Raw genomic sequence first — 24,532 nt, 5'->3', positions numbered from 1 at the left:
GCAGTCAGTGACTTTCAGCAAACTTATTCATTTATTTAGCGTCGTTATCGTCAGTCGATTTGGTCTCATCACTTGTGACAGACTTGATTGGCCGATCAGCGCGCTTTTGCCGTTTCTTCCGCCGTGGCATGTGGAAATCGTGGGGCTTTTGGGCCGGCAGGATGACCGCTAACTTACCAAAGGCCGCAGCCATGATTGGTAAGGTCAGGTTGAAGATGATTGCCGTGAGAATGGTAATCAGGGTAACCGCCGTCAACGTCTGTGATTCGGCGACCAACAGGCCTAAGACCCCGGCGATGATGATGAACAGGGAATGGCGCATGGTTTGGCCGACCTCGTGAATCCCTGGCAATAACCAGTCGAGGAGTGGAGCGTCGTTTAACCGGTAGCTCAGAGCTAACTGGGTCAATTCAACGACGGCTAAGACGGTGACCGGAACGAAGGCCAACAATGGCACTTGCCAGTTGAAGTCGCCGTTACCCGTCAACCACTTCATCAACAGATGGGTCAGTTGGTAACTGGCCGCAGTGGATGCCAGGAAGGTCAAGAACCAGTAGCTGGCTTGCAGCAGGGACCGACTGAAGATGATCAACAGGATCAAGGTGATGCCGAAGACCAAGGCCAAGACCCGTGGTAAGTCGTGTTGGAACTGGTTTTGAATCGTGGCGGTCGTGGCTGGTTGGCCGGCAAAGGTCAGTGGTGAGCCTTCCAGCACCGTGCCACGTAATTGGGCGTTGGCCACTTGTTTCAGTTGGGTCAGCGTCTTGGCGGTATCCTTGGCATTTGGTGCGTGCTTTAAGGTGATCGTCAAGTAAGTGGATTGGACCTTTTCGTCCGTGAAGTTGACCAAGGATTGTTGGAAATCACCGCTGGCAATTTGCGTCGGTGACAGGTACAACGACTTGGCAGCTTCAGAACTCTGTAAACCACTCAGGTACAGGTACATCTTGTTCAATGACTTTTGCATGCTGGTAACTTGCTTACGGGAATCCTTCAGGCTACTGTTGACGGCCTTGATGGTGTTGGCGTAATTGCTCAAGTTACTTTGGGCGGCCGTGGCATCCGTGTTCGACGTGGTGATGTCACTGGTCAAGGTGCTCAGAGTCGACAGTGCTGCGTTCAACTGAGAGTTGACCGACAGCAGTTGACTGATGTAGCGCTTGATTTGCTTAGACGAAGAACTGGTCGTTGCCGTGGATGACTTGGCCTGGGCCGCTTGTAACGCCCCTTGTAAGGAGCTACTGTCGGTGACCAAACTATTGGTTTGGGAGGCCAGCTTTTGCAGGCGCTTGACTTCGCTTTGTAACGTCTTTTGCCGGAGGTTGTTGCTATCCGACTTCAGGTCGTTGCGCACGGTGCCCAATTGCCCCACGATACCGGTTAGTTCATTGTTCAGGTTACCTAACTGAGTTGAGGCGTAGTACTGCGTGATCGGTTGACCACCCGGTTGGGTAACCGACGTGACGCTGGCAACGCCGGGTTGGGCTTGCAACTTCTTGGTCAGATTATCCAACTGGAACAATTGATTTTGATTATCGAGACGCTTGTTCGCTTGCAGGTAAAGGGTGACCGGTGTGGCCTTCCCTTGACCAAAGTGAGCACTTAAGACGCGAGCACCCTGCACGGCTTGGTTATTTGGAATATCCGTTGCGTTATCATAGCTGAGTTGGTTGCGGTAGCCATAGGCAAATGGGCCAATCAGGTAAATGACGACCAGGATGGCGATCCAGGGTTGCCACAGACCGAAGCGGGCCAGACTGTGCCAAAGCTTGTGGTCCTTTAATTTTGGCCGTGTCTTCTTTGGCCAGAAGAGGCTACCACCCAACATCCCGGCAAAGACCGGAATCAGGGTAACACTGGCAATCCCTGTGATGGCAAAGCCGATGCCCAGCAGGCCGTAAGCCCGAATGGACGAGAAGTCAAATAACATCAGGCTCCCGAAGGCTAACGTTAAGCTCAGGGTGCTGATCAAGATGCGGTAACCCAGGTTTTGAATCACCTTGGACGTGGCTTCTTGACTTTCCATGCCGTCGTCGATGTGGTTACGCAAGTCGCGGAAGAACCAGAAGCTGGTCAACAGCGTAAACAAAGTAATCCCCAGCAACAGGAAGATCGGCGTGTACTCGGAGTACGCGAAGTTCCAGTGATAGGCCAGGTTAGTCGCCAAACTAAGCGTGGAAATATAGCTAATTAAAATGGCAAGGAACGTAATGATTGGGGCGATGATTGATGCGAATAAAATCCCCATGGCAACTAAGGCGATCAGTAAGGTCATCAAGATGACGATCAACGTGAAGGACGCGATGTGTTCGTTAGCCGCGTCGCTCACGATTTCTGGGCTAGTGACGTACGTCTTTAAGCCAATTGTCGCAATCTGGCTGGTCAATTGACCGGAGATTTGCCGGACGGTTCCCTGGTTGTGACTGACCGCTAATTGGACGATCTCAGTCGATTTATCCTTGGAGAACAGTTGCGGTTTACTGGTTGGCGTATTGGTCATTGTGGTGATCTTTTGGATCCCATAATAACTCGAGCGTTTCTGCAGATTGGAGACGGTCTTGTTGATCGCAGCCAATTGCTTGTTCGTTAATGCGCCATCTGGGTTGTTGAAAACCGCGTTGACGGTGTAGGTGCCATTCAAGTTACGTCCCCAAGTATTTTGAATCTGAGTCGCCTTGACGGGCTGACTCGTATTCGCCAATTGTGGTTGACCATCATACTGAATGATGGTATTGACATTCGGCAAAGTAACAATCGCCGCAAATACCACGATCAACCAGAATACGAGTGCGAAGATTCGGTTGTGGTGAAGCTTTCTAATCCGTTCTTGCATAAGTAATCTGAGTCCCCTCTATGTATCCAAATTCCTGCCGTGCGAGCAGGGTACAATCCATACTCAATTCTACCATAATGACCGGCGTTCGGGCTGTTTTAAGCCGGATTTAACAAACTTTAAGAAACTCTTTAGTTGCTTTCAAAACCGAAACTGTTAAAGTGATAACTACTTGTATTAGCCAAAAAGGGAGGGGAGTTCAATGTCCAAGCATCACCAAGCCTATCAGAGCCCATTTGCCAAAATGTTAACTGACCAACGTTACCCGTTTGCCAGCCAATTGGCCACCCAGGCGGGCCTAGATCCCAGTCAGGTCATGTTTGCCTACCTGAAAATCAGTGCCAGCGTGCCCAACACCTTGGGGGAGACGGCTCGGCTGAAGGAAATCGACCGGCGTTTCCAAGCCTTTTTGACCGACGCGCAGGCTTAGGCCGCACCGTCGCCTGCTCTGGAGGACGAGTTGTCAGCAACCTGGGTTGAACTGGTCGCCTGACCGTTCACTAGATAGGCGTTGGAACGCGGTGGGCGGACACCTAAAATTGGTGAAGCTAGGCCTGTGTCGAGTCTGGGATAAAACCTCCCAGGTTCCTTCGTTTTACCTTCACATAGCTGAAATGCTCGCCGGCTAATCGCCTTTTGTCCCACTCTCGCCTCCGGTCAAATGAAACGATCAGTTGGTTAAGTCAGCCGCTTGATCGTTTTTATTTTTCGTGACCGAACCCCAGATAATTCGGGGTGTTACGATCCTGGGTGGCGGCGAGCGTTAGAAAAATAATTGAAGCGGTTTCACGGGTGTGGTTTAATAAGAGTGTTCCAATTGAATTCACAAATCAGAAGGAGTGTTTGCATATGACTAGAGTTGCGATTGTTACCGGTGGTGGCCAAGGAATTGGTGCCGGAATCGTGAAACAACTGGCGTCCGACGGCTTACAAGTTGCTGTGGCTGACCTGAACCAAGAACATGCTGAAGCGGTTGCCGCTGAAGTGGGGAATGGTGCCAAGGGTTACTTCGTCGACGTCTCCAAGAAGCAAGCTATGTTTGACTTAGTGAAGAACGTGGTTGCGGACATGGGGCATTTGGACGTGATGGTCAACAACGCCGGGATCGCCAAGATTGACCCCGTCATCGAAACCTCCGAAGAAGACCTGGACCAAATCTTAGACGTTAACATCAAGGGCGCCTTCTTTGGTATCCAAGCCGCTGCGGAACAGTTCAAGGCCCAAGGCACCGGTGGGAAGATCATCAGTGCTTCTTCCATTGCCGGCCATGAAGGGTTTGAAATGTTGGGGGCTTACTCCGCGACGAAATTTGCCGTTCGGGGCCTGACCCAAGCCGCTGCCAAGGAATTGGCCAAGGACAAGATCACGGTCAACGCTTACTGCCCAGGCATCGTGTTGACGCCAATGTGGGATGAAATCGATAAGCGCATGGCGAAGATCTACAACGTTCCTGAAGGGGAAACCTTACAGAAGAACATTGACAGCATTGCCTTAGGTCGGGGTGAACAGCCTGCCGACGTGGCCAACTTGGTCTCCTTCTTAGCTGACAAGAAGTCCGATTACATTACCGGGCAAGCCATTATTGTTGATGGTGGGATTAATTTCGCTTAAAATAGAATAACTGCATAAAGTTGTCGGTCATCGCTTCTTGCGGTGGCCGACTTTTTGCTCACTTTTAAAGGAGGCTGAGACCCGTGTGTACCAGTATTTTACAAATTGCCAAGGATGGCAGTCACGTCTTGGCGCGGACCATGGATTGGCACGCGCTGTACGTGCAGCCGTTGTTTGTGCCCCGCAACTTTCAATGGCAGGGCCTATATGACAACGCCGTGCACACTAACCGCTACGCCATGATTGGCGGTGGTGGGGCGCACGATCATGAGATTGACGTTTCCGACGGTGTGAATGAAATGGGATTGAGCGTGCAAAAGCTGACGTTTGCCAATGGCTCTAATCTGGTAGATACGCCGACGCCCGGGCAAGTCCACTTGGCACCGTATGAATTTTCATTTTATCTATTGGGTCACTACGCGTCGGTTGCGGACATTGAGGCCCACATCGACGAGATCCAACTGATGACCAACCGCTTTGCCGTCAATAACATTGGCGATTCTGAGCTGCACTTCGCCGTGGTTGACCGGACGGGGCGGACCGTGGTCATTGAACCCACGCATTTTCCCATGCGCGTACGTGAGAATCCGCTGGGCGTGGTCACCAACAGTAAGGACTTCGAGCTACAGCTGAAACGGCTGGGCCAGTACGTGAACTACACCGACGATTTTCAAGCCGGTACGGTGCCGTTGAACGCACCGCGCGTCACGACCGGCCGCTTCTCTGGCAAACCGGTCCCCAGTGGCTCCTTCACGCCGGGCGGGCGCTTCGTCCGGGCGGCATATTACAAGGAACGTGCGGACCTGCCCGCCGACGAGGACGAGGCCATCATCAGTGCCTGGCACTTATTGGACAGCGTCACGGTTCCGCGCAGCTCTCAATACCGGCCGACGTATTCCGTCTACCGTGCAGCCACGGTGTGCGAGTCGTTAACGTATTATTTCCAGCCCTACAATCGCTTGGACACGGTCCAGTTGCGCTTGACGCCGGAAATGTTGAACTGGACGAAGCCCAAATTCTACAACGTTCCCAATCAGTTGAGCGTGACAGCATTGAACTAAGCGTCTGAAGGTTGAAAGTGAAATTAACGTGCTGATTAATGACAGTGTTCTGACACCTAGAGTTGGGGAAACCAAGCGCCTGCGTCAGCCAGTGTTCCAACCCATATTTGGCGAACGGTAGGCGGCCAGCGCCCGAAAGTCCGCTAAATCAAGAACCACAAGATGTTCGTCGCAATTAGGCCGACCAAGACGCCGCGGTGCAAGCGGGGATGTAACATAATGATGGCTAGAAACTCGCGGGCCCAAGCGGTCGGCAGGTAGCCTAGCCGCGTCGGCGCGGGGTAGCCCCCGAAGCGAATCCCCAGTTGACTGGCCAGGTGCTCGGCACGAAACAGGTGGTAGTTGTTGGTCACGATGACGACCCGGCCGCCCTGGTGCGGCAATTGGCCCCACAGCCGCTGACTGTAAAGTAAGTTACTGAACGTATTGGTCGCTTGGGTTTCCTGCACGATTTGGTCTTGAGGCCAGTCGTGAGCGATTAAATAATCCGCCATGGCTGCGGCTTCCGTGGTTGTTTCGTCTGGTCCCTGGCCCCCCGTAACGAGGAGGGTGACGGGGCCTTTTTGGCGTCGTGCCAAGGCTAATGCGGTGTCTAGTCGACTGCCCAAGACGCGGCCGATTTGGTCACCGTGCAACAGACCGGCGCCCAAGATAACGATGGTGTCGGCTTTGCGGGCGCGCCAGAGATTGGCCCGCAAGAACCCGACCAGACTGGCGGCAAACAGGATACCAATGTAGACGCTAAAGACGGGGATGAAGGTGACCCAGGGCCACAGCGTCCCGGAGAAGTTGCCGTGGCTGATGTTGTAAAGCCAGCCAATCCCTAAGATCAGCCAGAGCCAAATGCCGGCCAACACGCCGTAGGTCAGGTGCTCATTTTTCCGGACGACCAGCCGGGGCACGTTGAGAATCAACAGCAAAATGAAGAGTCCCAGCGCCGCGACTAGACCAATCAGGACCCAACCGACGTGGGCCACGACTTGCCAGCCGGCGTGATGGGAAAAACCGGCTAGCAAGATGATGATTCCGCCACTGATGCAGGTCACCACGGCTGAGCTCAAACCGTGGGGCTGCCAGAAGGTCAGTAAAGCGGCTAAACAAATTAGAAATAGGCTGGCACTGAACAACATGGCCATTGACTCCTTTCGTAAAGGTTAAGTTTTTTTGAGGCTTCCTCATTGCGGGTAGCACTCGGGGGAAAACTCGGTATAATTGACTCCATTATAACGGAAACGGAGGGATTCGGGTGCCTAAACGACGGCGTAACAAACGAAAAACTGGGACTAACCCCGCAACGGCGACCTGGATCTTTGTCGTGGTCCTCTTGGTCTTGGGCGGCGGTCTGTTAATGCGGGGCCAAATCAAAACGGTCATCCGCGCGACGCACGTAGACCAGACCAGCACGGGGACGGTCATGGGACAAACGACCGCAGCCCAGCGGAAATTTATCAAGAAAATGGCGGCGCCGGCCGTACGCGTTTACCAACAAAACGGTCAGGTGCTGCCCAGCATCGTGATTGCCCAGGCCATTTTGGAATCCAGCTGGGGAACCTCGGCACTGTTCCAGCAGGCCAACAACCCGTTTGGGGTCAAGGGCAGTTACCAGGGACAGTCCAAGTCGTTTCCGACCAGTGAATACGTGAACGGCAAGAAGATTCAGATTCACGCCAACTTCCGCGATTACCCGAGCCTGACGGCGGCCATCTTGGATCACGATGCGCTGTTGAAGGCCAATTACTTTAAGCAGACGGTCACGGATTATCAAACGGCGGCCAAGCTGTTGCAGGAAAACGGCTACGCGACCGATCCCGATTACGCCAAAAAACTCGACAACGTCATTGCCACTTACAATTTGAACCAGTATGACACATAACACAAACCAGTGCCTGCGGCTGCCAGGGATTCTGCCTGCTATGGGGAACGCCTGCAGCCAAGGGGCGGGCTTCCGGCTCGCTTCGAAGCCTTGCCTAGCCCGCAAGTCTCCGAAGTCGTCCCACGCTGTAGGCAGAGAAAAGACCTCTGCCAACACCGTCGACACAGCTGGCGCCATCCCTGGCCTCCTCCGGCAGATTGTGGCTTGAGACTACTCGATTGTGATAAGAGCCAGACAATGTTCCAATAGGAAAGTCGATGGATATTACGGGTCCAGCCGCTGAAATAGCGTGTGACAATAGGCGGAACAAGTTGCCTGTTGGCGCACATTTCGGCCATGAGGCCACTTTGAGACGGGTTCTTCGGCTCGACCTGCCCCAGCGTGCCAACCCATATTTGGCGAACGGTGGGCGGTCGGTTTGTAACGTGCAGCAATCAGTCACTAGTTTCAATCAAAGTTAACCTAAAATCCCCGCCACCAACGTTCATGGACTGGATGTTGATGGCGGGGATTGTCGTTAAGGCTTAGTTTTCATTGTAGTAACGGGCCAGGTCATAGAGCGTCTTGCCTAGCTTGTCGATCGACTTCGTTGGCTTCTGATTGGCGAATAAGATAACGCCTTTCTTGTTGCCTTCGGAGCCGTAGTACAGCGTTTCGTAACCGGAGCCACTCAAAGCCCCGCGAACGCGCTTGATGCCGCCACTGTAGTGGTACAAGCCACCGGCGTAGTTGAGCTTGTAGTTATCGGCCAAGTCATAGTACTGATTCTTGGTCAAAATCTTGCCGTTACGCAAGCCCTTTTGAATCTTGTAGTAGTCTTCCGGCGTGGAATAGTAATTGCCGGCTCCCAGCAGAGATGACATCAGCTTTTGAGAAACGTTGTTGGTCACGCTGTTGCCATTGCTGTAGGTGTAGCCACTGGCCACCACGCTGTCACTGGGCAGGTCGTCCCAGGCGTAAGTGTGCTGGAGATTCAACGGCTTGATGATGCGGTTTTGGACCAACGTGTCGTAGGATTGACCGGTCACCTTGGAAGCAATCGCCGCCAGCAAGGTGTAGTTAGCGTTGGTGTAGTTAAACGACTGCGACCCGGTGCTTTTCAGCTGATCGAGCGTGTAGTTCAGCTCGGAGGCCTGGCTAGTCAACAGGGTATCCGGCGTGGTTTCGTCCATGTCGATACCGGACCGGTGGTTGAGCAACTGCCGCAAGGTGATGTTGCCGCTACCGGCCACGCTTGGGTAGTATTTGCTTAATTTATCCGTTAAGGACAGCTTGCCACTGGCTGCCAATTGTTCGATAATGGCCCCGGTCAGGACCTTTTGTAACGACGCAATTGGGAAGAGGGTGTTGGCAGTGTTGGCCAACTTGCTTGAGACGTCGGCATCCCCCACGCTGACGCGACTCGCCCCGGTGGCGTAGTGGTTAAATAACATGGCGCGCCCTTGGAAATGGGCGTTGTTCAGTAAGGCCGCAGCATTTTGCGAACGACTGTACTTTTGCAGGGCCTTTTGGTTGACCCAGCCAATCGTTTTGCCGTACCACGCGAACTTGACGTAGGTCGTGCCGTTAGACAGCTTAGCGACCTTGGTGACCTTGACGAAGCGGTGTTGCCAGTTTTTTCCGCTGGCATCGCGGGTCTTGGCCGACCGTTGCGTGTAGTAGGGCGCATAGTAATAAATCCCATCATTGCGGCTACTCTGACTCACAAAACGGGCATTGTAGCTGGTTGACTTTTGGCTCGTGATTTTGAGGTAACTGCTGGCGTGTGCCAAAGTGGCAGGCACGACCAGTACCAGACCCAGAGCCGTTCCCAGAATTAACAAAATTTTCTTCACAATCATCATCCATTTCCCCTTATAGTGTTTTCCATAGTACCGCGGTTTGGTTGCGAAAGGGTAACAGGACTGTCACTTTTCGGTAACATTTTGAACAATTTATTTTATAATCGAATTCGGTGAACTAACTAAGTTGACAAAAAAATTTAGGCTTAACTCACTTAATGGGTCGCAAGTTTATAGGGAGTGTGGTAAAATTACCTCCAATATAAAATTAGTTATGAGGAGCTGACCCCAGCATTGTTACATTTTCTTGGCCAACTTTATGGGCCATTCTTTGATTTACACAATTGGGAAACGGTGATTTCATCCGGCAACGATTGGTTGATTATCTTTTCATTAGTTTTGATTGAGTGTTTACTCTCCGTGGATAATGCGGTCGTTTTGGCGGCGCAGACCCAGTCTCTGCCTACGCGTAAGGAACAGGAAAAATCCCTGTTTTACGGCATCTGGGGCGCGTATTTGTTCCGGTTCATCATCATTGGCTTGGGGACTTACCTCATTAATTTCTGGGAGATCAAGGTCGTCGGGGCCTTGTACCTGGTCTTTTTGGTCTTTCAGTACTTCACCAAGACGCGGGTCAAGCACACCCGCAAGCTGGTCAAGGATAAGAAGAAACGCTGGCTGCCATTGTTCTGGTCGGTCGTCTTGCAGATTGAAATGATGGATATCATCTTCTCTGTAGACTCCGTGCTGGCCTCACTGGCCATTTCTAGCAACCCAGTCATTGTGTTGATTGGGGGCCTGATTGGGATTCTGGCCATGCGGGGTGTCGCCGAGGTCATCATGAACCTGATGCGGCGGATTCCGGAACTGGAACCGATGGCCTACATCCTGATTGGCATCATCGCCGTCAAATTGTTCATCTCGATTCCCGCGATCGATATCGAGATTCCAGCAACGCTGTTTGGCTTCGTAGTCCTGGGCGCCATCGTCATCACGCTGATCATTCACGTGATTCGCAAGCGGCGTCATGCACGGGCGACAGCGGCCAAGACCGTCAAGCATCCTTCAAAATCTGAATCGTAATTCTGGCAAAGGTGACCTGACGAGGGTCATCTTTTTTGCTTGGATAGGGCTAATGGTCAAACCTACCAGTTGGCAGTGAGCGTGCCGACTGGGTCTAGCAGTGGTCCGTGGTATGATAAAAAGAGTGATAAACAAGGAGGAAACTGTTATGCAAATTGGGTTTATCGGTACCGGCGTCATGGGTACTGGCATTGTCTTGAATCTCTTGAAGGCGGGGCATGCGGTCGTGGTCTACAACCGGACCAAGGCGCACGCCCAAACGGTGTTGGACGCGGGCGCGACCTGGGCGGCATCACCCGCTGACGTGGCCAAGCAGGCGAAATTGGTCATGACCATGGTTGGCTATCCCAGCGATGTCGAGGCTGTTTACACCGGCGAGCACGGTATTTTCACGTCCATTCAACCGGACAGTGTCGTGGTCGATCTGACGACCAGTACGCCGGCGCTGGCGGTCAAATTAACCGGCATTGCCCACGACCATCACGCGTTGGCTTTGGACGCCCCGGTTTCCGGCGGGGATGTTGGCGCTAAGAACGCCACGTTGACGGTCATGGTCGGTGGTGATCGGGCCGCCTACGACCAGGTCTTGCCGGTCTTTGAACAGATTGGCCAGCGGGTCAACTACTTTGGGGATGCCGGCAAAGGCCAGCACACCAAGATGGCCAATCAGATCATGATTGCCGGGACCATGACCGGTTTGACGGAAATGTTGGTCTACGCCAAGGCGGCTGGCTTGGACCTGCCTCAGGTGCTGGCCACGCTCAGTAGCGGCGGTGCCGACAACTGGAGCATGGACAATTACGTGCCCCGCATTTTGAAGGGCGATTACACCCCCGGCTTCTTCGCCAAGCATTTCCTAAAGGACCTGCGTATCGCCTTACAAGAGGCCGACCGCATGCACCTGGATTTGCCAGCGACCAAGCAGGCCAAGTTGTTGTACGAGGCCATGGTCGATGACGACGGCCTGGGCAACGACGGGACGCAGGGGTTGATCAAGACCTACAAGCAGAAGTCGTGAAGGAAAGTGGGCCAACAGGCGGAACCAGTTGCTTGTTGGCCCACGTTTCGGCTATTTAAAGTAGACGGCAAAAACAGGTCTAGGATGTGTTGTCCTGGCCTGTTTTATTGTGCTGTTGAGGGCGCCATGAGTTAACCCTGTAAAATTAGGAACTGAGATATGTTCCCCTATTAATCTGATTCCTGATAGTGAGCTTGCCAGCACAAGCGAGACGCCGACCACCACTACGGTCTTCACGTCTTTAACACCGGGGCGGCCAGCTTTGCCTCGGTTCAAGCCATGGATCCTTACTTTGCGGGATGCTTAGAAATTACGAACTTAGACGACTTCTTTGATTTCTACCGGCGAGTCCATACGCCGCAGTCGCAGCAGGGGTTGAATCTTGCAGTAAGAAAATAAAACACGCCACAAACCGACAGTATCGACAACTGTCAGTCTGTGGCGTGTTTTCAGTTAAATTTTTTTCGCAGCGTCACGACCGGCGCGCCGTCCTCATCGAAGGGCGCGCCAATAGCGTGATAGCCACAACGTTCGTAAAATGCTTGAGCCGTGAGTTCGCCGTCAATCAGACCAGCGGTAAAGCCGTGGACGCGGGCCCAGTCTTCTCCAGCGGCCAGGACTTGGCGACCGATTCCCTGACCACGGTAGGCTTGACTGGTACAGACGCGGCCAAAGCGCATTTCCGTGGGTGACTGGGGTTCTAAGCGCAGCGTGCCCACCGGCAAGTCTGGTCGGTCATAGGCGACCACGTACAAGCGGTCCGGTGTATCGCGGTCGTCGAATTCGACGTCGCGGGGAATCCCCCGTTCCGTCACGAAGGTGGCTTGGCGTAGGGATAGGGCGGCCGCACGGTTAAACGGGGCGTTTGAGATCACAATTTCCATGGGGCACCGCCTATTCGATCTCAGCGAAGAAACTGTAGAGCTGCTCGCTGGTCAGCGCCTGTTTCTCGGCACCGGCCACATCGTAGGTCACCTGGCCGTGGTGCAGGACGATCAGCCGGTTGCCGTAGGTCAAAGCGTCTTCCATGTGGTGGGTGATCATCAGGCAGGTCAGCTGATCTTGCGCGACCCGTTCGTTGGTCAAATGCATTAGGTCCTGGCCGGTCCGTGGATCCAGCGCCGCCGTGTGTTCGTCGAGCAGTAAGATCTCAGGTCGCTTCAACGTGGCCATCAAGAAGCTCAAGGCCTGGCGTTGCCCCCCGGATAGGTTACCGGTGGCGGTCGTCAGCCGTTGGTCGAGGCCGTTGTGCATGGTTGCGGTCAGTTCTTGATAGTGGGCCAGGTGATGCTTCAACCCCCGGGGCATCAACCCGCGCCGTTGTCCGCGGCGTTCGGCCAGCAATAAGTTTTCGGCGACGGTCATCCGCGGTGCCGTGCCTAATTTGGGATCTTGGAATACGCGGGCTAAGAAGCGGGTCCGTTTTTCCACGGATTCGTGGGCGATGTCGTGGCCGTTTAACAGAATCTGGCCGCTGTCAATGCTGAGGTCGCCGCCAATCGCGTTGAATAGCGTGGACTTCCCGGCCCCGTTGGATCCCAGCACCGTGATGAAATCGCCGGCGTTGATGGTCAGATTGAGCTTATTTAAGATCGTAATTTCTTCGGGCGTGTTGCGGTTGACCTTTAACACGACGTCCTTTAATTCGAGTAGTGGTTTAGTCATTGGTATCCAACCCCCGTTTCAAAATGTGCTTGAAGTTCAAAACGCGCTTGAAGACCGGCAACATCATGCATAGCGCCAGGATGATGGCGGAAATCAAGTTGAGGTCGTTAGCACTGAAGCCCAGCTTGAGGACCAGCAACAGCACGAAGCGGTACAAAATACTGCCCAGCGTGACGGCGACCAGTCGTTGGTTCAGGGTCAAATCGCCAAAGGCCACCTCACCGATGATGATGGAGGCCAGCGCAATCACGATGATGCCAATCCCCATGTTGACGTCGGCATAGCCGTTGTTTTGGGCAACCAGTGCGCCGCCAAAGGCAATCAGACCGTTAGAGACCATCAGTCCCATGATCTTCATGTTGTCGGTGTTGATGCCCAGCGAACGGGCCATGGTCTGGTTGTCCCCGGTGGCGATGAAGCCTTGACCGAGTTCCGTTTGTAAGAAGTAGATGACGATGCTGGTGATGACGACCATGACCACGATGCCCAACACGACGCTGTCAAAGTATTGTGGCAGGCCGGCGAGCAGGTGGTTCTTGAACAGCGTGGCTTTTCCCAGCAAAGACACGTTGGCGCGGCCCATGATCCGCAGGTTGACCGAGTAGCAGGCGGTCATGACCAGGATGCCGGCCAACAGGATGGGAATGTGGCCCTTGGTGTAGAGCAGACCGGTGATCAAGCCGGCTAGTGCCCCGATGACGAAGGCGAGCAGGGTGGCCAGCAGGGGGTTCATCCCCTGGCTAATGGCAGCGACGGCGGTGGCGGCACCGAGTGGAAAGGTCCCTTCCACCGTCATGTCGGCAAAATCTAGAATTCTAAAGGTCAAGAACAGCCCGACCCCTAAGACGGCCCAGAGCAGGCCCTGACCGATGGCGGATACAGCTAAACTCATTTGAAGACCTCCCCGTTGGTTTTGGCTTCTTTGACAACGTCGGCGGGAAGCGTGATGCCCAACTTCTTGGCTTGTGTCAAGTTGATGGTCATTTCCCCGCGCTTTTCAAAGTGAATTGGTGTGGTGGCAGGATTCTTGCCCTTTAAAATGGCGGCGGTCATCTTACCGGTTTCCACGCCCAGCTGGTACTGATTGATGCTCAGCGTGGCCAGACCGCCCGCTTTGACCATGGTATCGACGGCCGGGAAGACCGGAATCTTCTTGGCGTTGGCCGTGGATACTAGCGTTTGCATGGCACTGGCGACGGTATTGTCGGTTGGCACGTAAATGGCGTCGACCTGACTGACCATTTGCTCGGCGACCTGGTTCAAGTCGTTGGTGCTGGCAATCGTGTAGGCCTTGAGGCGGACGTGTTCTTGCTTGCACAGCGCCGCAAACTGGTGATACTGCGCGGTGGCGGAATCATCAGATGAGGTGTAAATGATGCCCAGCGTCTTCATATTGGGCATGATCCGTTGAATCAATTTGAGCTGCGATTTCAGCGGCGCTTGGTCGGACACCCCGGTCACGTTATTGCCGGGACGGGTGTTGCTCTTGACCAGGTCGGCGCCCTTCGGATCGGTGATGGCGCCCAACACCACGGGGATGTTTGAGCTGGCATTGGCCAACGCCTGGGCAGCTGGGGTGGCAATCCCAATCATAGCGTTGGCGTGTTCGTTGACGAAACGCGCGCTCATGGTCTTGAGATTACTCTGGTCGTTTTGGGCGTTTTGAAAATCAATCTTGACGTTCTTGCCGACGTGATAGCCTTCCTCGGCCAACCCGTGGATGATGCCCTTGTGAATGGCGTCTAGGGCGGGGTGGGAGAGCAGCTGTAAAATGCCGACGGTCGGGACCGCCTTTTGGTGCGCGGATTCGGGTCGACTCTCCTGAACGAAGGCAAACCCGAGGAATAAGAGCAGAATCGCAATGAGTCCGTACATGCGTTTCATGATGATAACCTCACTTTTACTGGATTGAATGAACGGTCGGTGATACAAAAAAGCACCCAGACCGGCTGGGTGCCCAAATAAAAAGGCCCGCAAAACCGGAATGACAACATCCGTGCGGGCTTTTGCATCAGAAAAGTTAGCCGGCGCAGATGCGAGAATCGCTCTGGGAGCTCAAGTCGCATCAACACTGATGAGACTTGATTTACCGGCTTTGCCAACGTCCATTAAGTTCAATGCTAGACAGTTGCATAACTTTTCCTTCTTTCCGTAATTGAATAAATTCAGTTTACGGCATCCTTTTCAGACCGTCAACCTTAATTTGTGGTTTCGGTCAAATTTGGTGGGATTTTCGGTGTGAACTGGTCGCTTTACCGTCCGCCAAATATGACGTGGACGGTGAAAGCCTGCAGGGCGGTGGGCAATAACGTTGACATCACCCCGGAACCTGGCTACGAACATCACCTCAGGCTAGTTCTTGCGGATAATCAGTTTACCTAGTCGGTTGATTGTTAATCAATAGGTTGGTGTCCGGGCTTAGTGTTCACGTTAAAAGGTCCAGTGGTTAATTGTGTCACGGTTTCAACACGATTTTTGCGTTAGCGGCCGCGGATTTTGGTATACTAGACGGTAACCAATTGCGCTTGATCACGATGTTGATTTGTTGGCATGGTTGGTCGCGCGAGGCTACACCAGCCTTGAAAGCAGAGACAAGGAGGGCTACTCCATGAAAATTGCAGTTTTAACAGATACGTCTTCGGGCATCGACTTTGATGAGGCGCAGCGACGGCACGTGACGTTGCTAGCGGCACCCATCATGTTTGGCAACCGTCAATATCACGAGTACCAGGACCTGAGCACGGCCGATTACTACCGGTTGATGCGGCTGTCGAAATCCAAGAAAATGGTGCCGACTGCCCCGCAGATTTCGATGAAGACGGTTCAAGCGGCTTGTGATCACTTGGCCCAAACCGGCGTGACCGACGTCATCGTGATCGGGCCGTCGCTGGGCATCTCCGGGTTTGTGAACACGTTAGCGGCTTACGCGGAAAATATCACCAGTGTCCACGTCTGGCCGTGGGATTCGCGCGGCATCTTGACGACGATGGGCGAGCAGGTGCGGCTAGCCGCGGCTCTGGTCGAACGGGGGGCCACGGTGGACCAAATCTTTGAACGGTTGACGCAGCTGCGGGCCACGGCGCACAGTGGGTTCGTGGTGGACTCCATCAAGCCGCTGCTGCGGACTGGGGAAGTCAATCCCAGCCACAGTCCCGGCAGTACGCCACTATTGGCTGGGAAACCCATCTTGATCTTCGACCCGTCCGGTAAGATGCGCGTCGCCGGCAGTGCCTTGCGGGTGAAGGGGGCCATGGCCGACTTCTCCGATGCCTTGGCCACGGATCTGGCGGGTGCCGCGCCGGTGCGGGCCACGATTTTAAATGCCGACCAACCCGAGGCCACCCAACGGTCCGTCGACCGGGCACAGAAGCGGTTTCCGACGGTCAAATTTGACGTCGCGTTGATCGGGCCCAGCTTCGGCGTCCACGTGGGGGATGGCGCCATGGGCCTGGCCTGGTGCCAGGACTACCGCAGCCTCCTCGAACCAGCCACCGACTTCAGCGACCAGTAACAGTTTTCGTGGCGGCATGGGGACGTGCTGGCCGCCTTACCGTTCGCCAAAGATGGGCTGGAACGCGGTGGGCGGACCGGACCGAGCCAAAGTGCGGTCTCGGCCTCGCTTTGAGCCGAAGGTCGCGTCTCAAAGACGCCAGTTCCCTAAGCGGCATGAATCGCGCCGCTAAAGGAACTCCCACGGCTGAACCCATATTTGGCGAACTCTCGGCTACGGTAGTGTGTGTTAATACCAGTCGTCTTAACCCCAGGTGGTAGCTGCATTGACGACTAGTCTTTCATTAACACAGTGTTGCTGATAGTCGTCAACCCTGGCTGACGCAGGCACCTGGTTTCACCAATTTTAGGTATTGGAACACCGTCGTCGTGTCAATGGTGACTGGACAGCCACGGCCGGACCTCACGAGTCGACCAAGAATAATCGATATCCACGTGGAGTTAGTGCCCCCATCTGCCGGAGTTCTTGGCTGCCGCAGGTACGGTTTTGTACTATATAACGCACTTGAAAAATGAGAATCAAATTAAAATTCAGGGTTGACAGTCTTATTTTTTCATGGTTAACTGAAAGATGTAAATTGATAAATGAAAGGGAGCTTGCCATCATGCAACTTCATTACCGAACTCATTTAAATAGCCAATTTGCCTTTAGCTTTTTCTTTAGATAGCGTTTGTATTCATCTCGTTGGATACGAACGCGCCGCACAACTGCGTTTGTATCTATCGAATAGCTAAAGTTTTTCAGCATGAACTTAGCGCCAGATAGATACGGGTAATCTATCTGGAAAAGTATATCGGGCCCGATAACACCAGGTAGATTCTACTCAGAATCTGTCTGGTGTTTTTTGTTTTCCTGGCATTGGCCAGGGCGGCTTGGACGCAAGCCACTTGCGAAAAATTTGGTGAGATTTACCCATTTTAAATTTCAGCAGCATTCACAGGAGGAAATCACAATGAAAAAATTATTAGCAAGTAGTCTCGCGTTACTCGGTCTCGGGCTGGTTCTGGCCGGCTGTTCGACCAAAACATCCAGTGCCAAATCTGGCAATCTTAACGTCGGCATCTTACAGGTCGTGCAACATGGCTCTTTAGATGAGGCGCGCCAAGGCTTCAAGGCCGGGTTAAAGGCCGAACTCAAGGCCCACGGCAAGTCGACCAAGGTGACGTATCACTATTTAAACGCCCAGGGCGACCAAGCCAATTTGAATACCATGAGCCAACAATTGGTTCAACAAAAGAATGATTTACTGCTAGGCATCGCCACACCGGCGGCTCAGGCACTCGCCAAGAAGACCACCACGACGCCCACTTTGGTCACGGCGGTCACGGATCTCAAAGCGGCCGGGTTGGTCAAGGCCAACGCCAAGCCGCAGACCAACGTTAGTGGGACCAGTGATTTAACGCCGGTGGGCCTGCAGCTGAAACTGTTGAAGAGCCTGACGACCGGCAACAAGCCACTGGGCATCATGTACAACTCCTCCGAAGAAAATTCCGTGCTTCAGGTCAAGCTGGCCAAGGCCTACGCCAAGAAGCACCACTTAAACCTAAAGGTCGTGAGCGCCACCAGCACCAACGATGTCGCCAGTGTCTTAGCCGGCTTGACGGGCAAGGTTTCTGGCCTGTACTTACCGACCGACAACTTGATGGCCAGCGCCATGAAGACCATCGGCGCCAAGGCCAAGGCGGCCAAGTTGCCCGTTGTGACCGGATCGATTGAAATGGCCGAGGACGGCGGTACCGCCACTTACGGCATCAACTACTATGACTTGGGCAAGCAGACCGGGAAGATGGCGTACAACGTCTTAGAAAATAAGCAAAAGCCGCAAACCATGGCGGTCCAAACGTCGAAGAAACTTCACCTCTACATCAACCAAGCCAACACCAAAGCCATTGGGTTGAAGCCAAGTCAGATCACCAAGCCGTAAGAAAGGGGTAATCCGTTATGTTAATCACCAGCATCGGTCAGGGCTTACTGTGGGCGCCGCTCGTCATTGGCGTGTTCCTGACGTTTCGTATCTTAGACATCCCCGATTTGACCACCGAGGGGAGTTTTCCGTTGGGCGCCGCGGTCACCGTGAGTGCCATGTTGAGCGGACAATCGGCCGTGGTCGCTAGTTTACTGGGCTTTCTCGCCGGTTGTGTCGCAGGCTGGGTTACCGGGATACTCGACACCAAGCTGCACATGCCGTCACTGCTGGCCGGAATCCTGACCATGACCGGCCTGTACTCCATCAACATGCACGTGATGGGCAAATCTAACGTGCCACTGTTGACGCAAAAGGTCTTGACCAACTACCTGCCAGCCACTTGGTCCAGCGATCTGCAAACCATCGTGGTGGGGCTGGTCGTGACCGGCGTTGTGATAGCGCTCTTGATCTGGCTGTTCAAGACGCGGTTGGGATTGTCGCTGATGGCGACCGGGGATAACCCGGCCATGAGTGCCGCCAACGGCATTTACACGGACCGGATGGTGATCTTGGGCTACATGGTCTCCAACGGCTGCATCGCCTTGTCCGGGGCCCTGATCGCCCAAAGCAACGGCTATGCCGACATTGGCATGGGCATCGGCACCATCGTGATTGGGCTGGCCTCCGTTTTGGTCGGCGAGATCTTCTTGCATGGTCGGCAGATGTGGGTGCGCCTGAGCGGCATGGTCGTGGGCGCCATCATTTACCGCTTCTTATTGACCGTCGCCATGGGTTTAGGTTTCCCGGTCGACGATTTGAAAATTTTATCCGCCATCATCTTGGTCGTGGTCATTTGCCTGCCGATTTTGCGGACCAAGGTCAAGACCCGTCAACAGCTGAAACGTTACCTCAAACAGATTGGAGCCGATGAACATGAATCAACAACCAGCAGTCTTAAGCGTCAAGCATCTCCAGAAGGTCTTCTTTCCCGGGACGGTAAATGAGCGCCACGTCTTGAAGGATGTCAGTCTGACGATTGAACCGGGCGATTTCGTTGCGGTCATCGGCAATAACGGGGCCGGCAAATCGACGCTGCTCAATACGATTGCCGGCACGCTGCCAGCCGATGCGGGCCAATTGACCTTGGCTGGCCACGACGTTACCCGAAAATCGGTGGCCTACCGTGCTAAATGGCTATCGCGCGTCTTCCAGGACCCCAAGTTGGGCACGGCGGGGGAACTGAGCGTGTCCCAGAACCTGACGTTGGCTCAGCGCCACACCGGCAGTATGAGCCTGCGCCGCTACCGCCAGGCTAGTCAGGACGCCACGTATCGGGAATTGCTTAAAAGTCTGAACATGGGGCTAGAGGACCGGTTAACGACGCAGGTCAAGTACCTGTCGGGCGGCCAACGCCAGGCGCTGTCACTGTTGATGGCCACGCTGAGCCAGCCGGACTTGTTGTTACTGGATGAGCACACAGCGGCCCTGGACCCCCAGACCAGCCGTCAGGTCATGGCGCTGACGCAGACGATCGTGGAGACGCATCAGCTGACCACGATGATGATCACCCACAAAATGAGCGATGCTTTGGCTTATGGCAACCGGCTGGTCATGGTCCAAGACGGCCAGATCAAGCTCGACGTCCGCGGGGCTGCCAAGGCCAATCTACAACAGGATAAGTTGATGGCGTTGTTTGCGGAATGATGGTCTGACGGGGAGAAATTGTAATGACATCGCGAATTGTCATTCAGAGTGCAGCAAAATTTGCTGGAACTACTGGTTCATGTACTTCGTGACGTTAAAGATAGTCGTTCACAAGCTCAAAATGCGAACTGGCCGCCTACCGTTCGCCAACAGGCAACTGGTTCCGCTTAACACTGCTAGGCAGTTAACCGCCTGTCGTCACACTCTTGTTAAGCGGCTGAACCCATATTTGGCGAACTCTCGGCTATGGTAGTGCATGTTAGTAACCATCGTCTTAGCCCCAGGCAGTAGCTACATTGACGACTAGTCTTTCATTAACACAGTGTTACTGATAGCCGTCAACCTTGCCGGAGGCAGCCAGGGTGGAGCCAGCTGTGTCGGCGGTGTTGGCTGAGGTTTTGTCTCAGCCTACAGCGCGGGACGACTTGAGAGACTGACGGGCTTTGTCAGGCTTTCAAGCGAACCGGAAGACCGCCCCTCAGGCTGGAGGTGTTCCCCAGAGCAGGCGGAACCCTGGCTGACGCAGGCGCCTGGTTTCACCAAATTCAGCTGTCGGAACACCGTCTTCACCGCAATTAGCGCGTTCATTTCACTTGCAATCTTTAGTTAAAAAACAGCCAGTACGTCATCTCTGAAGTGAGACGAGTACCGGCTGTTTTCGGTTTTAAATATATGCCAGCAACGACAACGCATTGTTCAAGAAATGCAGCGTCACGTTGTAGCGTAGGTCGCGGAACTTCAGGTAGGTGAAGCCCAGCACCCAGCCCAGCGCCGCATACATGAACAGCGTAGGCGTGAAGCTCATCACGTGCATCATGCCGAAGATCATCCCCGACATGAAGACGCCCAGGAAGTTCATGACCCGCGAGTCTTGCCGGAAGAAGTAATTCAAGAAGATGCCGCGGAAAATCATTTCTTCCACGAACGGCGCCAGTAAGATGGCGTAGGCCAGGTTCCAAAATGGCAGTTGCAGGATCTGGGAGTTGAGTTCTGTCTGGTTGGCGGGGCTACTCAAGATGTGGAAATTGATCAGGAGGTTCCAGCCGAATTGAATCGCCAGCATCAGGACAAACAGGCCCGCTAGTTGCCAACTGCGTTTGGTCGTGAAACGGGACTTACCGATGTGGCGGGGGTTACTTTGCTTGATCTGTTGCCAGTAGCGCCAGGTCAAGAAGGCCAGCAGCAAGGCCGAGTAGATCAGCATGACCCCAATCAGGCGCGTGGCCACTTGGGGATGGTGAGCCTGACTGGTCGCCATGGACAGCAGGAGGGTGTCACCCAAGTAGATGGCCAAAAAGCCCACCCACTTGAGACATCGCACCAGCCAGTCGCCACCGGCCGCCAACCATTGGGTCAATTTAGTCATGAACGGGTCCGCCTCCTACTGGTCGTATTTGCCGATTTCAATCAGATTTTCGTCGGGGTCGCGGACGTAGACTGACGTCATGGGGCCCAGGGCACCTTGCTTGGTCACGGGGCCGTCGACGATTTCCACCGCATAGTTGGTGAGGTGAGACAAAATGTTGGCGAGTGGGTCGGTCGCAATGATGGCGAAGTCGGCGCCACCGACCGTGGGGTGCTTAGCGACGGGTAAATGGAGCTGGTCGTTTTGTTGGAAATTAATTTTTTGTTTGCCCAGCTTCACGCCGCGGCGCCCATCATCAAATTCGATGATGGGCAGGTCAAAGACCTCGTGGTACCAGCGCACGGCATGCTCCACGTCACTAACAGTTAAGGTGAGGTGGTCAATGTTACGAATATTCATGAAGTGTCAGTCCTTTAGGCATAAATTTTAATCATTATAGCATAAAATAGGTGGCCGCCCTAGGCCAGGAAGTTGACGAACCCCCGGTTTTCGTGGTAAGTTACTACCTAATATGGGTTTAGCTAAAGGCCTTGACGTTGTCGGGGCTTTTTTCGGCTTGAGAGAAGAAGGGAAGGGACAAACAGTGCCACTATTAGAAGTTGACGACCTCAGCATGAGCTTCGCAGATAAGAAGCTTTACGAAGGCGCCAGTTTTACCCTAGAAAAAGGCGAACACATGGGTGTCGTCGGGCAAAACGGGGTTGGGAAGTCAACCTTAATTAAAATTATTACCGGCCAGGAGCTCCCGTTAACGGGGTCCGTGAAATGGCAAAAGAAAACCCACATTGGGTATTTGGATCAGTACGCCGATATTCCAGACGGCATGACGCTGATCGACTTTCTGCATACGGCCTACGCCGATTTGTACGAAATGAATGACCGGATGACGGCGATGTATACCGAATACGCGGAAACGATGGAAGATAAGTTGCTCGAACGGGCCGGTCGGATTCAAGAAGAACTGGACGCGCGTAACTTTTACGACGTGGAAACGGAAATCGAACGGGTCATCTCCGGGTTGGGCTTAGACGACATCGGTCGCGACCATGAAGTTGCCAAGATGTCCGGGGGGCAACGATCCAAGATCATCTTGGCCAAGCTGTTGCTGGAAAACCCCGACGTCATTTTACTGGACGAACCGACCAACTACCTGGACGTCGCCCACATTGCGTGGTTGGAAGACTACCTAAACAACTTTGACGGCGCCGCGTTGATCATTTCCCATGATTACGACTTCTTGCAAAACGTGACGAACTGTATCATCAACGTGGCGTTTGGCCAGATCACCAAGTACCGGGGCAGCTTCAAGCAAGCCATGCGCCAACGGGGTGAACGCGAGAAGGCCCAACAACGGGAATTCGACAAGCAACAGGTCGTCATCGAAAAGGCCGAGCGCTTTATCCGCAAAAACAAGGCCGGGTCCAAGTCGACCATGGCCAAGTCACGGGAAAAGATGCTCAACCGGATGGAACGGGTCGATCCGCCATCGACTAACGTGCAAGCCCACTTTGATTTTCCGTATCAAGAGACCGGGTCGCAAAACGCCTTGGTGGTCGATGAACTATCCGTGGGGTATGACCGGCCATTATTGAAGCCGGTGACGTTCTCCGTGACGACCGACCAAAAAGTTGGTCTGACCGGGTTCAACGGAGTCGGGAAATCGACGCTGATCAAGTCCATTTTAGGCATCATCAAGGCCAAGGGTGGGGAAGCGCATTTCTCACCGTCCGCACGGATCAGCTACTTCAGTCAGGATCTGGTTTGGGACAACACCCAACAAACCCCACTCCAGATTATCCAGGCCAAGTACGAAAAGTTGCCGCAAAAGGCGATTCGCACGAAGCTGTCGAAATGTGGGCTGGACTCCGCCAACGCCATGAAGCCGATCGGTGAGCTCTCCGGTGGAGAACAGACCAAGGTTAAGTTGGCGTTGATGGAATTTGAACCCGCCAACTTCTTGATCATGGATGAACCGACCAACCACTTGGATGACGAAACCAAGCAGGCGTTGAAGCAAGCCATCTTGAATTTCCCGGGCAATGCGATTATCGTTAGCCATGAGGCCAGTTTCTACACCGGCTTAGTCGATAAGATTTTGAACGTGGAGAAGCTGAGTTTAAAGAATTCTGCAAACTAGATTGCACCGAGATTACGTTTTGGTAAAAGGCGTTCCCTTTTTCAGAAAAATCCGTTACAGTAGGGGTAGTTAGGAAAATTTGAAAAGGACGGCAGACAATGAGACGTTTAAGACAGTTACTCGTAGTTGTCGCGCTGGTCATCGTGGCGGCGGTCGGTGTAAACCGGCTGATCCAAGGCCACACAGCACAGCCGACGAGTCAACCCACTAGCCAAACGACGAAGAAGGCCAATAACACGGCCAAGGCGGACACCATTAATTGGCGGAAGCCGTCGGAAGACAAGCCTTATCCGAACCTCAAACAACACACCGATGCCTGGCTGGACGTGAATACCAGTCGCCAACGGGTGTACATCCGGGATGCCAATAACAAGGTGCTGTACACCATGTATTGCTCCACGGGAACGGGGAAGGAAAATAAGACCCCTCACGGCACGTATGCCATCCAAGGGGAACGGGGAAAATTCTTCTACAATCAAAGTTCTGGTGAAGGGGCTAAATATTGGGTCTCTTGGAAGGACCACGGGATTTATCTATTCCACAGCGTGCCCACTGATGCTAACGGCAATTACATTAAGAGCGAAGCCGAGGAGCTAGGCAAGACGGCCGCTTCTCACGGTTGCGTGCGCCTGTCAGTGGCGGATGCTAAGTGGGTCTACAATCACGTGCCTTACGGGATGAAAGTTGTGGTTCACTAGGTTTGAACTAAGGGTTGAAAGTAACAAAACAGGCCTCAACCCTGGGGAAATTTGAATTGAAGCAGATAAATATCGTCATTTGTCATCATTGAGCCTTGCCTAATAATCTGACTAGATTATTAGGCAAGGCTTTTATAAACTCACCGAACACGGAACTGAGAATCTCTGTGTTTAGGTCAAACCTTTTTTACCTATGGTCGACGTGGGTGCTATTTTCACAAGGTTACCGACACAAAAGCCTTCACCGGGCCCCAGTGGGGTGGTGAAGGCTTTTGTGGTTAATCC

At 53.6% G+C, this 24,532-nt stretch carries 21 protein-coding genes; 12 read left to right on the top strand and 9 right to left on the bottom strand.

Annotated features, from left to right (window positions below; genetic code table 11):
• Window positions 1–31: 31 nt before the first annotated feature.
• Window positions 32–2,833, bottom strand: coding sequence for an MMPL family transporter (locus tag EGT51_RS00205; protein ID WP_135366791.1), 2,802 nt, complete (start codon window positions 2,831–2,833; stop codon window positions 32–34).
• 202 nt (window positions 2,834–3,035) lie between these two features.
• Here EGT51_RS00205 and EGT51_RS00200 point away from each other — a divergent pair, with 202 nt between their 5' ends.
• The 3 genes from EGT51_RS00200 (at window position 3,036) to EGT51_RS00190 (ending at window position 5,505) form a co-directional block, all read left to right on the top strand.
• Window positions 3,036–3,263: a hypothetical protein gene (locus tag EGT51_RS00200; RefSeq protein WP_135366790.1), complete on the top strand. Its 228-nt coding sequence runs from the start codon at window positions 3,036–3,038 to the stop codon at window positions 3,261–3,263.
• A gap of 419 nt (window positions 3,264–3,682) precedes the next feature.
• A complete protein-coding gene (locus EGT51_RS00195) occupies window positions 3,683–4,444 on the top strand; it encodes an acetoin reductase (protein ID WP_135366789.1) in 762 nt (253 codons plus the stop codon).
• An 83-nt stretch (window positions 4,445–4,527) separates the two neighbouring features.
• Window positions 4,528–5,505, top strand: coding sequence for a linear amide C-N hydrolase (locus EGT51_RS00190; protein WP_135366788.1), 978 nt, complete (start codon window positions 4,528–4,530; stop codon window positions 5,503–5,505).
• A 143-nt stretch (window positions 5,506–5,648) separates the two neighbouring features.
• Here the strand turns inward: EGT51_RS00190 and EGT51_RS00185 are convergent, their stop codons facing one another.
• Window positions 5,649–6,635: a YdcF family protein gene (locus EGT51_RS00185; RefSeq protein ID WP_135366787.1), complete on the bottom strand. Its 987-nt coding sequence runs from the start codon at window positions 6,633–6,635 to the stop codon at window positions 5,649–5,651.
• 116 nt (window positions 6,636–6,751) lie between these two features.
• Here EGT51_RS00185 and EGT51_RS00180 point away from each other — a divergent pair, with 116 nt between their 5' ends.
• Window positions 6,752–7,378 carry a glycoside hydrolase family 73 protein gene (locus EGT51_RS00180; protein ID WP_135366786.1) on the top strand — a complete coding sequence of 209 codons (627 nt, stop codon included), beginning with the start codon at window positions 6,752–6,754 and terminating at the stop codon, window positions 7,376–7,378.
• A 524-nt stretch (window positions 7,379–7,902) separates the two neighbouring features.
• On the opposite strand, the gene EGT51_RS00175 is transcribed toward EGT51_RS00180, so the two are convergent.
• The gene (locus EGT51_RS00175; protein ID WP_135366785.1) at window positions 7,903–9,219 is read right to left on the bottom strand and encodes a serine hydrolase; all 1,317 of its coding nucleotides are present in this window, start codon (window positions 9,217–9,219) and stop codon (window positions 7,903–7,905) included.
• 234 nt (window positions 9,220–9,453) lie between these two features.
• Here EGT51_RS00175 and EGT51_RS00170 point away from each other — a divergent pair, with 234 nt between their 5' ends.
• Window positions 9,454–10,242 (top strand): TerC family protein, encoded by a 789-nt coding sequence (locus EGT51_RS00170; RefSeq protein WP_135366784.1) that lies wholly within the window; start codon window positions 9,454–9,456, stop codon window positions 10,240–10,242.
• Window positions 10,243–10,390: 148 nt separating this feature from the next.
• A complete protein-coding gene (locus tag EGT51_RS00165) occupies window positions 10,391–11,260 on the top strand; it encodes an NAD(P)-dependent oxidoreductase (protein WP_135366783.1) in 870 nt (289 codons plus the stop codon).
• 449 nt (window positions 11,261–11,709) lie between these two features.
• Here the strand turns inward: EGT51_RS00165 and EGT51_RS00160 are convergent, their stop codons facing one another.
• Genes EGT51_RS00160 through trpX form a run of 4 tightly spaced genes read right to left on the bottom strand, consistent with a single transcriptional unit; the run spans window position 11,710 to window position 14,809 of the window.
• On the bottom strand, window positions 11,710–12,144 hold the full coding sequence (locus tag EGT51_RS00160) for a GNAT family N-acetyltransferase (protein ID WP_135366782.1): 435 nt from the start codon (window positions 12,142–12,144) through the stop codon (window positions 11,710–11,712).
• A 10-nt stretch (window positions 12,145–12,154) separates the two neighbouring features.
• Window positions 12,155–12,925 (bottom strand): ABC transporter ATP-binding protein, encoded by a 771-nt coding sequence (locus tag EGT51_RS00155; protein WP_135366781.1) that lies wholly within the window; start codon window positions 12,923–12,925, stop codon window positions 12,155–12,157.
• Complete coding sequence (locus tag EGT51_RS00150; RefSeq protein WP_135366780.1) at window positions 12,918–13,817, bottom strand: ABC transporter permease; 900 nt, start codon at window positions 13,815–13,817, stop codon at window positions 12,918–12,920. The genes EGT51_RS00155 and EGT51_RS00150 overlap by 8 nt, the downstream gene beginning before the upstream one ends.
• Complete coding sequence (gene trpX, locus EGT51_RS00145; protein ID WP_135366779.1) at window positions 13,814–14,809, bottom strand: tryptophan ABC transporter substrate-binding protein; 996 nt, start codon at window positions 14,807–14,809, stop codon at window positions 13,814–13,816. The genes EGT51_RS00150 and trpX overlap by 4 nt, the downstream gene beginning before the upstream one ends.
• A 724-nt stretch (window positions 14,810–15,533) precedes the next feature.
• Here trpX and EGT51_RS00140 point away from each other — a divergent pair.
• The 4 genes from EGT51_RS00140 (at window position 15,534) to EGT51_RS00125 (ending at window position 20,046) form a co-directional block, all read left to right on the top strand.
• On the top strand, window positions 15,534–16,436 hold the full coding sequence (locus EGT51_RS00140; RefSeq protein ID WP_135366778.1) for a DegV family protein: 903 nt from the start codon (window positions 15,534–15,536) through the stop codon (window positions 16,434–16,436).
• A 952-nt stretch (window positions 16,437–17,388) separates the two neighbouring features.
• Window positions 17,389–18,360, top strand: coding sequence for an ABC transporter substrate-binding protein (locus tag EGT51_RS00135; RefSeq protein WP_135366777.1), 972 nt, complete (start codon window positions 17,389–17,391; stop codon window positions 18,358–18,360).
• A 17-nt stretch (window positions 18,361–18,377) separates the two neighbouring features.
• Complete coding sequence (locus EGT51_RS00130) at window positions 18,378–19,346, top strand: ABC transporter permease (protein WP_135366776.1); 969 nt, start codon at window positions 18,378–18,380, stop codon at window positions 19,344–19,346.
• Window positions 19,276–20,046 carry an ABC transporter ATP-binding protein gene (locus tag EGT51_RS00125; RefSeq protein WP_135366775.1) on the top strand — a complete coding sequence of 257 codons (771 nt, stop codon included), beginning with the start codon at window positions 19,276–19,278 and terminating at the stop codon, window positions 20,044–20,046. Before EGT51_RS00130 ends, EGT51_RS00125 begins: the two co-directional genes overlap by 71 nt.
• Window positions 20,047–20,710: 664 nt before the next feature.
• Here EGT51_RS00125 and EGT51_RS00120 read toward each other — a convergent pair.
• Entirely contained in the window at window positions 20,711–21,412 is a 702-nt protein-coding gene (locus EGT51_RS00120; RefSeq protein WP_135366774.1) for a CPBP family intramembrane glutamic endopeptidase, read from the bottom strand.
• A 15-nt stretch (window positions 21,413–21,427) separates the two neighbouring features.
• Entirely contained in the window at window positions 21,428–21,811 is a 384-nt protein-coding gene (locus tag EGT51_RS00115) for a VOC family protein (protein WP_135366773.1), read from the bottom strand.
• Window positions 21,812–21,995: 184 nt separating this feature from the next.
• Between EGT51_RS00115 and EGT51_RS00110 the strand changes: the two genes are divergently transcribed.
• Together EGT51_RS00110 and EGT51_RS00105 are read left to right on the top strand one after the other, a co-directional pair.
• Window positions 21,996–23,549 (top strand): ABC-F family ATP-binding cassette domain-containing protein, encoded by a 1,554-nt coding sequence (locus EGT51_RS00110; RefSeq protein WP_135366772.1) that lies wholly within the window; start codon window positions 21,996–21,998, stop codon window positions 23,547–23,549.
• Window positions 23,550–23,647: 98 nt separating this feature from the next.
• Window positions 23,648–24,247, top strand: coding sequence for a L,D-transpeptidase (locus EGT51_RS00105; RefSeq protein WP_135366771.1), 600 nt, complete (start codon window positions 23,648–23,650; stop codon window positions 24,245–24,247).
• The last annotated feature ends 285 nt before the right edge of the window (window positions 24,248–24,532 follow it).

The sequence above is a fragment of the Levilactobacillus suantsaiihabitans genome, from assembly GCF_004745505.1.
Classification (GTDB): domain Bacteria; phylum Bacillota; class Bacilli; order Lactobacillales; family Lactobacillaceae; genus Levilactobacillus; species Levilactobacillus suantsaiihabitans.
Note: the sequence above shows the minus strand (reverse complement) of the source record. Positions and strands in the feature narration are given on the sequence as shown.

Bases quoted from the DNA above. Each gene is read 5' to 3' on its own strand.
- EGT51_RS00115 (WP_135366773.1), bottom strand. From the start codon at position 21,811: ATGAATATTCGTAACATTGACCACCTCACCTTAACTGTTAGTGACGTG.
- trpX (WP_135366779.1), bottom strand. From the start codon at position 14,809: ATGAAACGCATGTACGGACTCATTGCGATTCTGCTCTTATTCCTCGGG.
- EGT51_RS00195 (WP_135366789.1), top strand. From the start codon at position 3,683: ATGACTAGAGTTGCGATTGTTACCGGTGGTGGCCAAGGAATTGGTGCC.
- EGT51_RS00105 (WP_135366771.1), top strand. From the start codon at position 23,648: ATGAGACGTTTAAGACAGTTACTCGTAGTTGTCGCGCTGGTCATCGTG.
- EGT51_RS00185 (WP_135366787.1), bottom strand. From the start codon at position 6,635: ATGTTGTTCAGTGCCAGCCTATTTCTAATTTGTTTAGCCGCTTTACTG.
- EGT51_RS00165 (WP_135366783.1), top strand. From the start codon at position 10,391: ATGCAAATTGGGTTTATCGGTACCGGCGTCATGGGTACTGGCATTGTC.
- EGT51_RS00160 (WP_135366782.1), bottom strand. From the start codon at position 12,144: ATGGAAATTGTGATCTCAAACGCCCCGTTTAACCGTGCGGCCGCCCTA.
- EGT51_RS00175 (WP_135366785.1), bottom strand. From the start codon at position 9,219: ATGATTGTGAAGAAAATTTTGTTAATTCTGGGAACGGCTCTGGGTCTG.
- EGT51_RS00140 (WP_135366778.1), top strand. From the start codon at position 15,534: ATGAAAATTGCAGTTTTAACAGATACGTCTTCGGGCATCGACTTTGAT.
- EGT51_RS00200 (WP_135366790.1), top strand. From the start codon at position 3,036: ATGTCCAAGCATCACCAAGCCTATCAGAGCCCATTTGCCAAAATGTTA.
- EGT51_RS00125 (WP_135366775.1), top strand. From the start codon at position 19,276: ATGAATCAACAACCAGCAGTCTTAAGCGTCAAGCATCTCCAGAAGGTC.
- EGT51_RS00150 (WP_135366780.1), bottom strand. From the start codon at position 13,817: ATGAGTTTAGCTGTATCCGCCATCGGTCAGGGCCTGCTCTGGGCCGTC.
- EGT51_RS00155 (WP_135366781.1), bottom strand. From the start codon at position 12,925: ATGACTAAACCACTACTCGAATTAAAGGACGTCGTGTTAAAGGTCAAC.
- EGT51_RS00130 (WP_135366776.1), top strand. From the start codon at position 18,378: ATGTTAATCACCAGCATCGGTCAGGGCTTACTGTGGGCGCCGCTCGTC.
- EGT51_RS00205 (WP_135366791.1), bottom strand. From the start codon at position 2,833: ATGCAAGAACGGATTAGAAAGCTTCACCACAACCGAATCTTCGCACTC.
- EGT51_RS00135 (WP_135366777.1), top strand. From the start codon at position 17,389: ATGAAAAAATTATTAGCAAGTAGTCTCGCGTTACTCGGTCTCGGGCTG.
- EGT51_RS00120 (WP_135366774.1), bottom strand. From the start codon at position 21,412: ATGACTAAATTGACCCAATGGTTGGCGGCCGGTGGCGACTGGCTGGTG.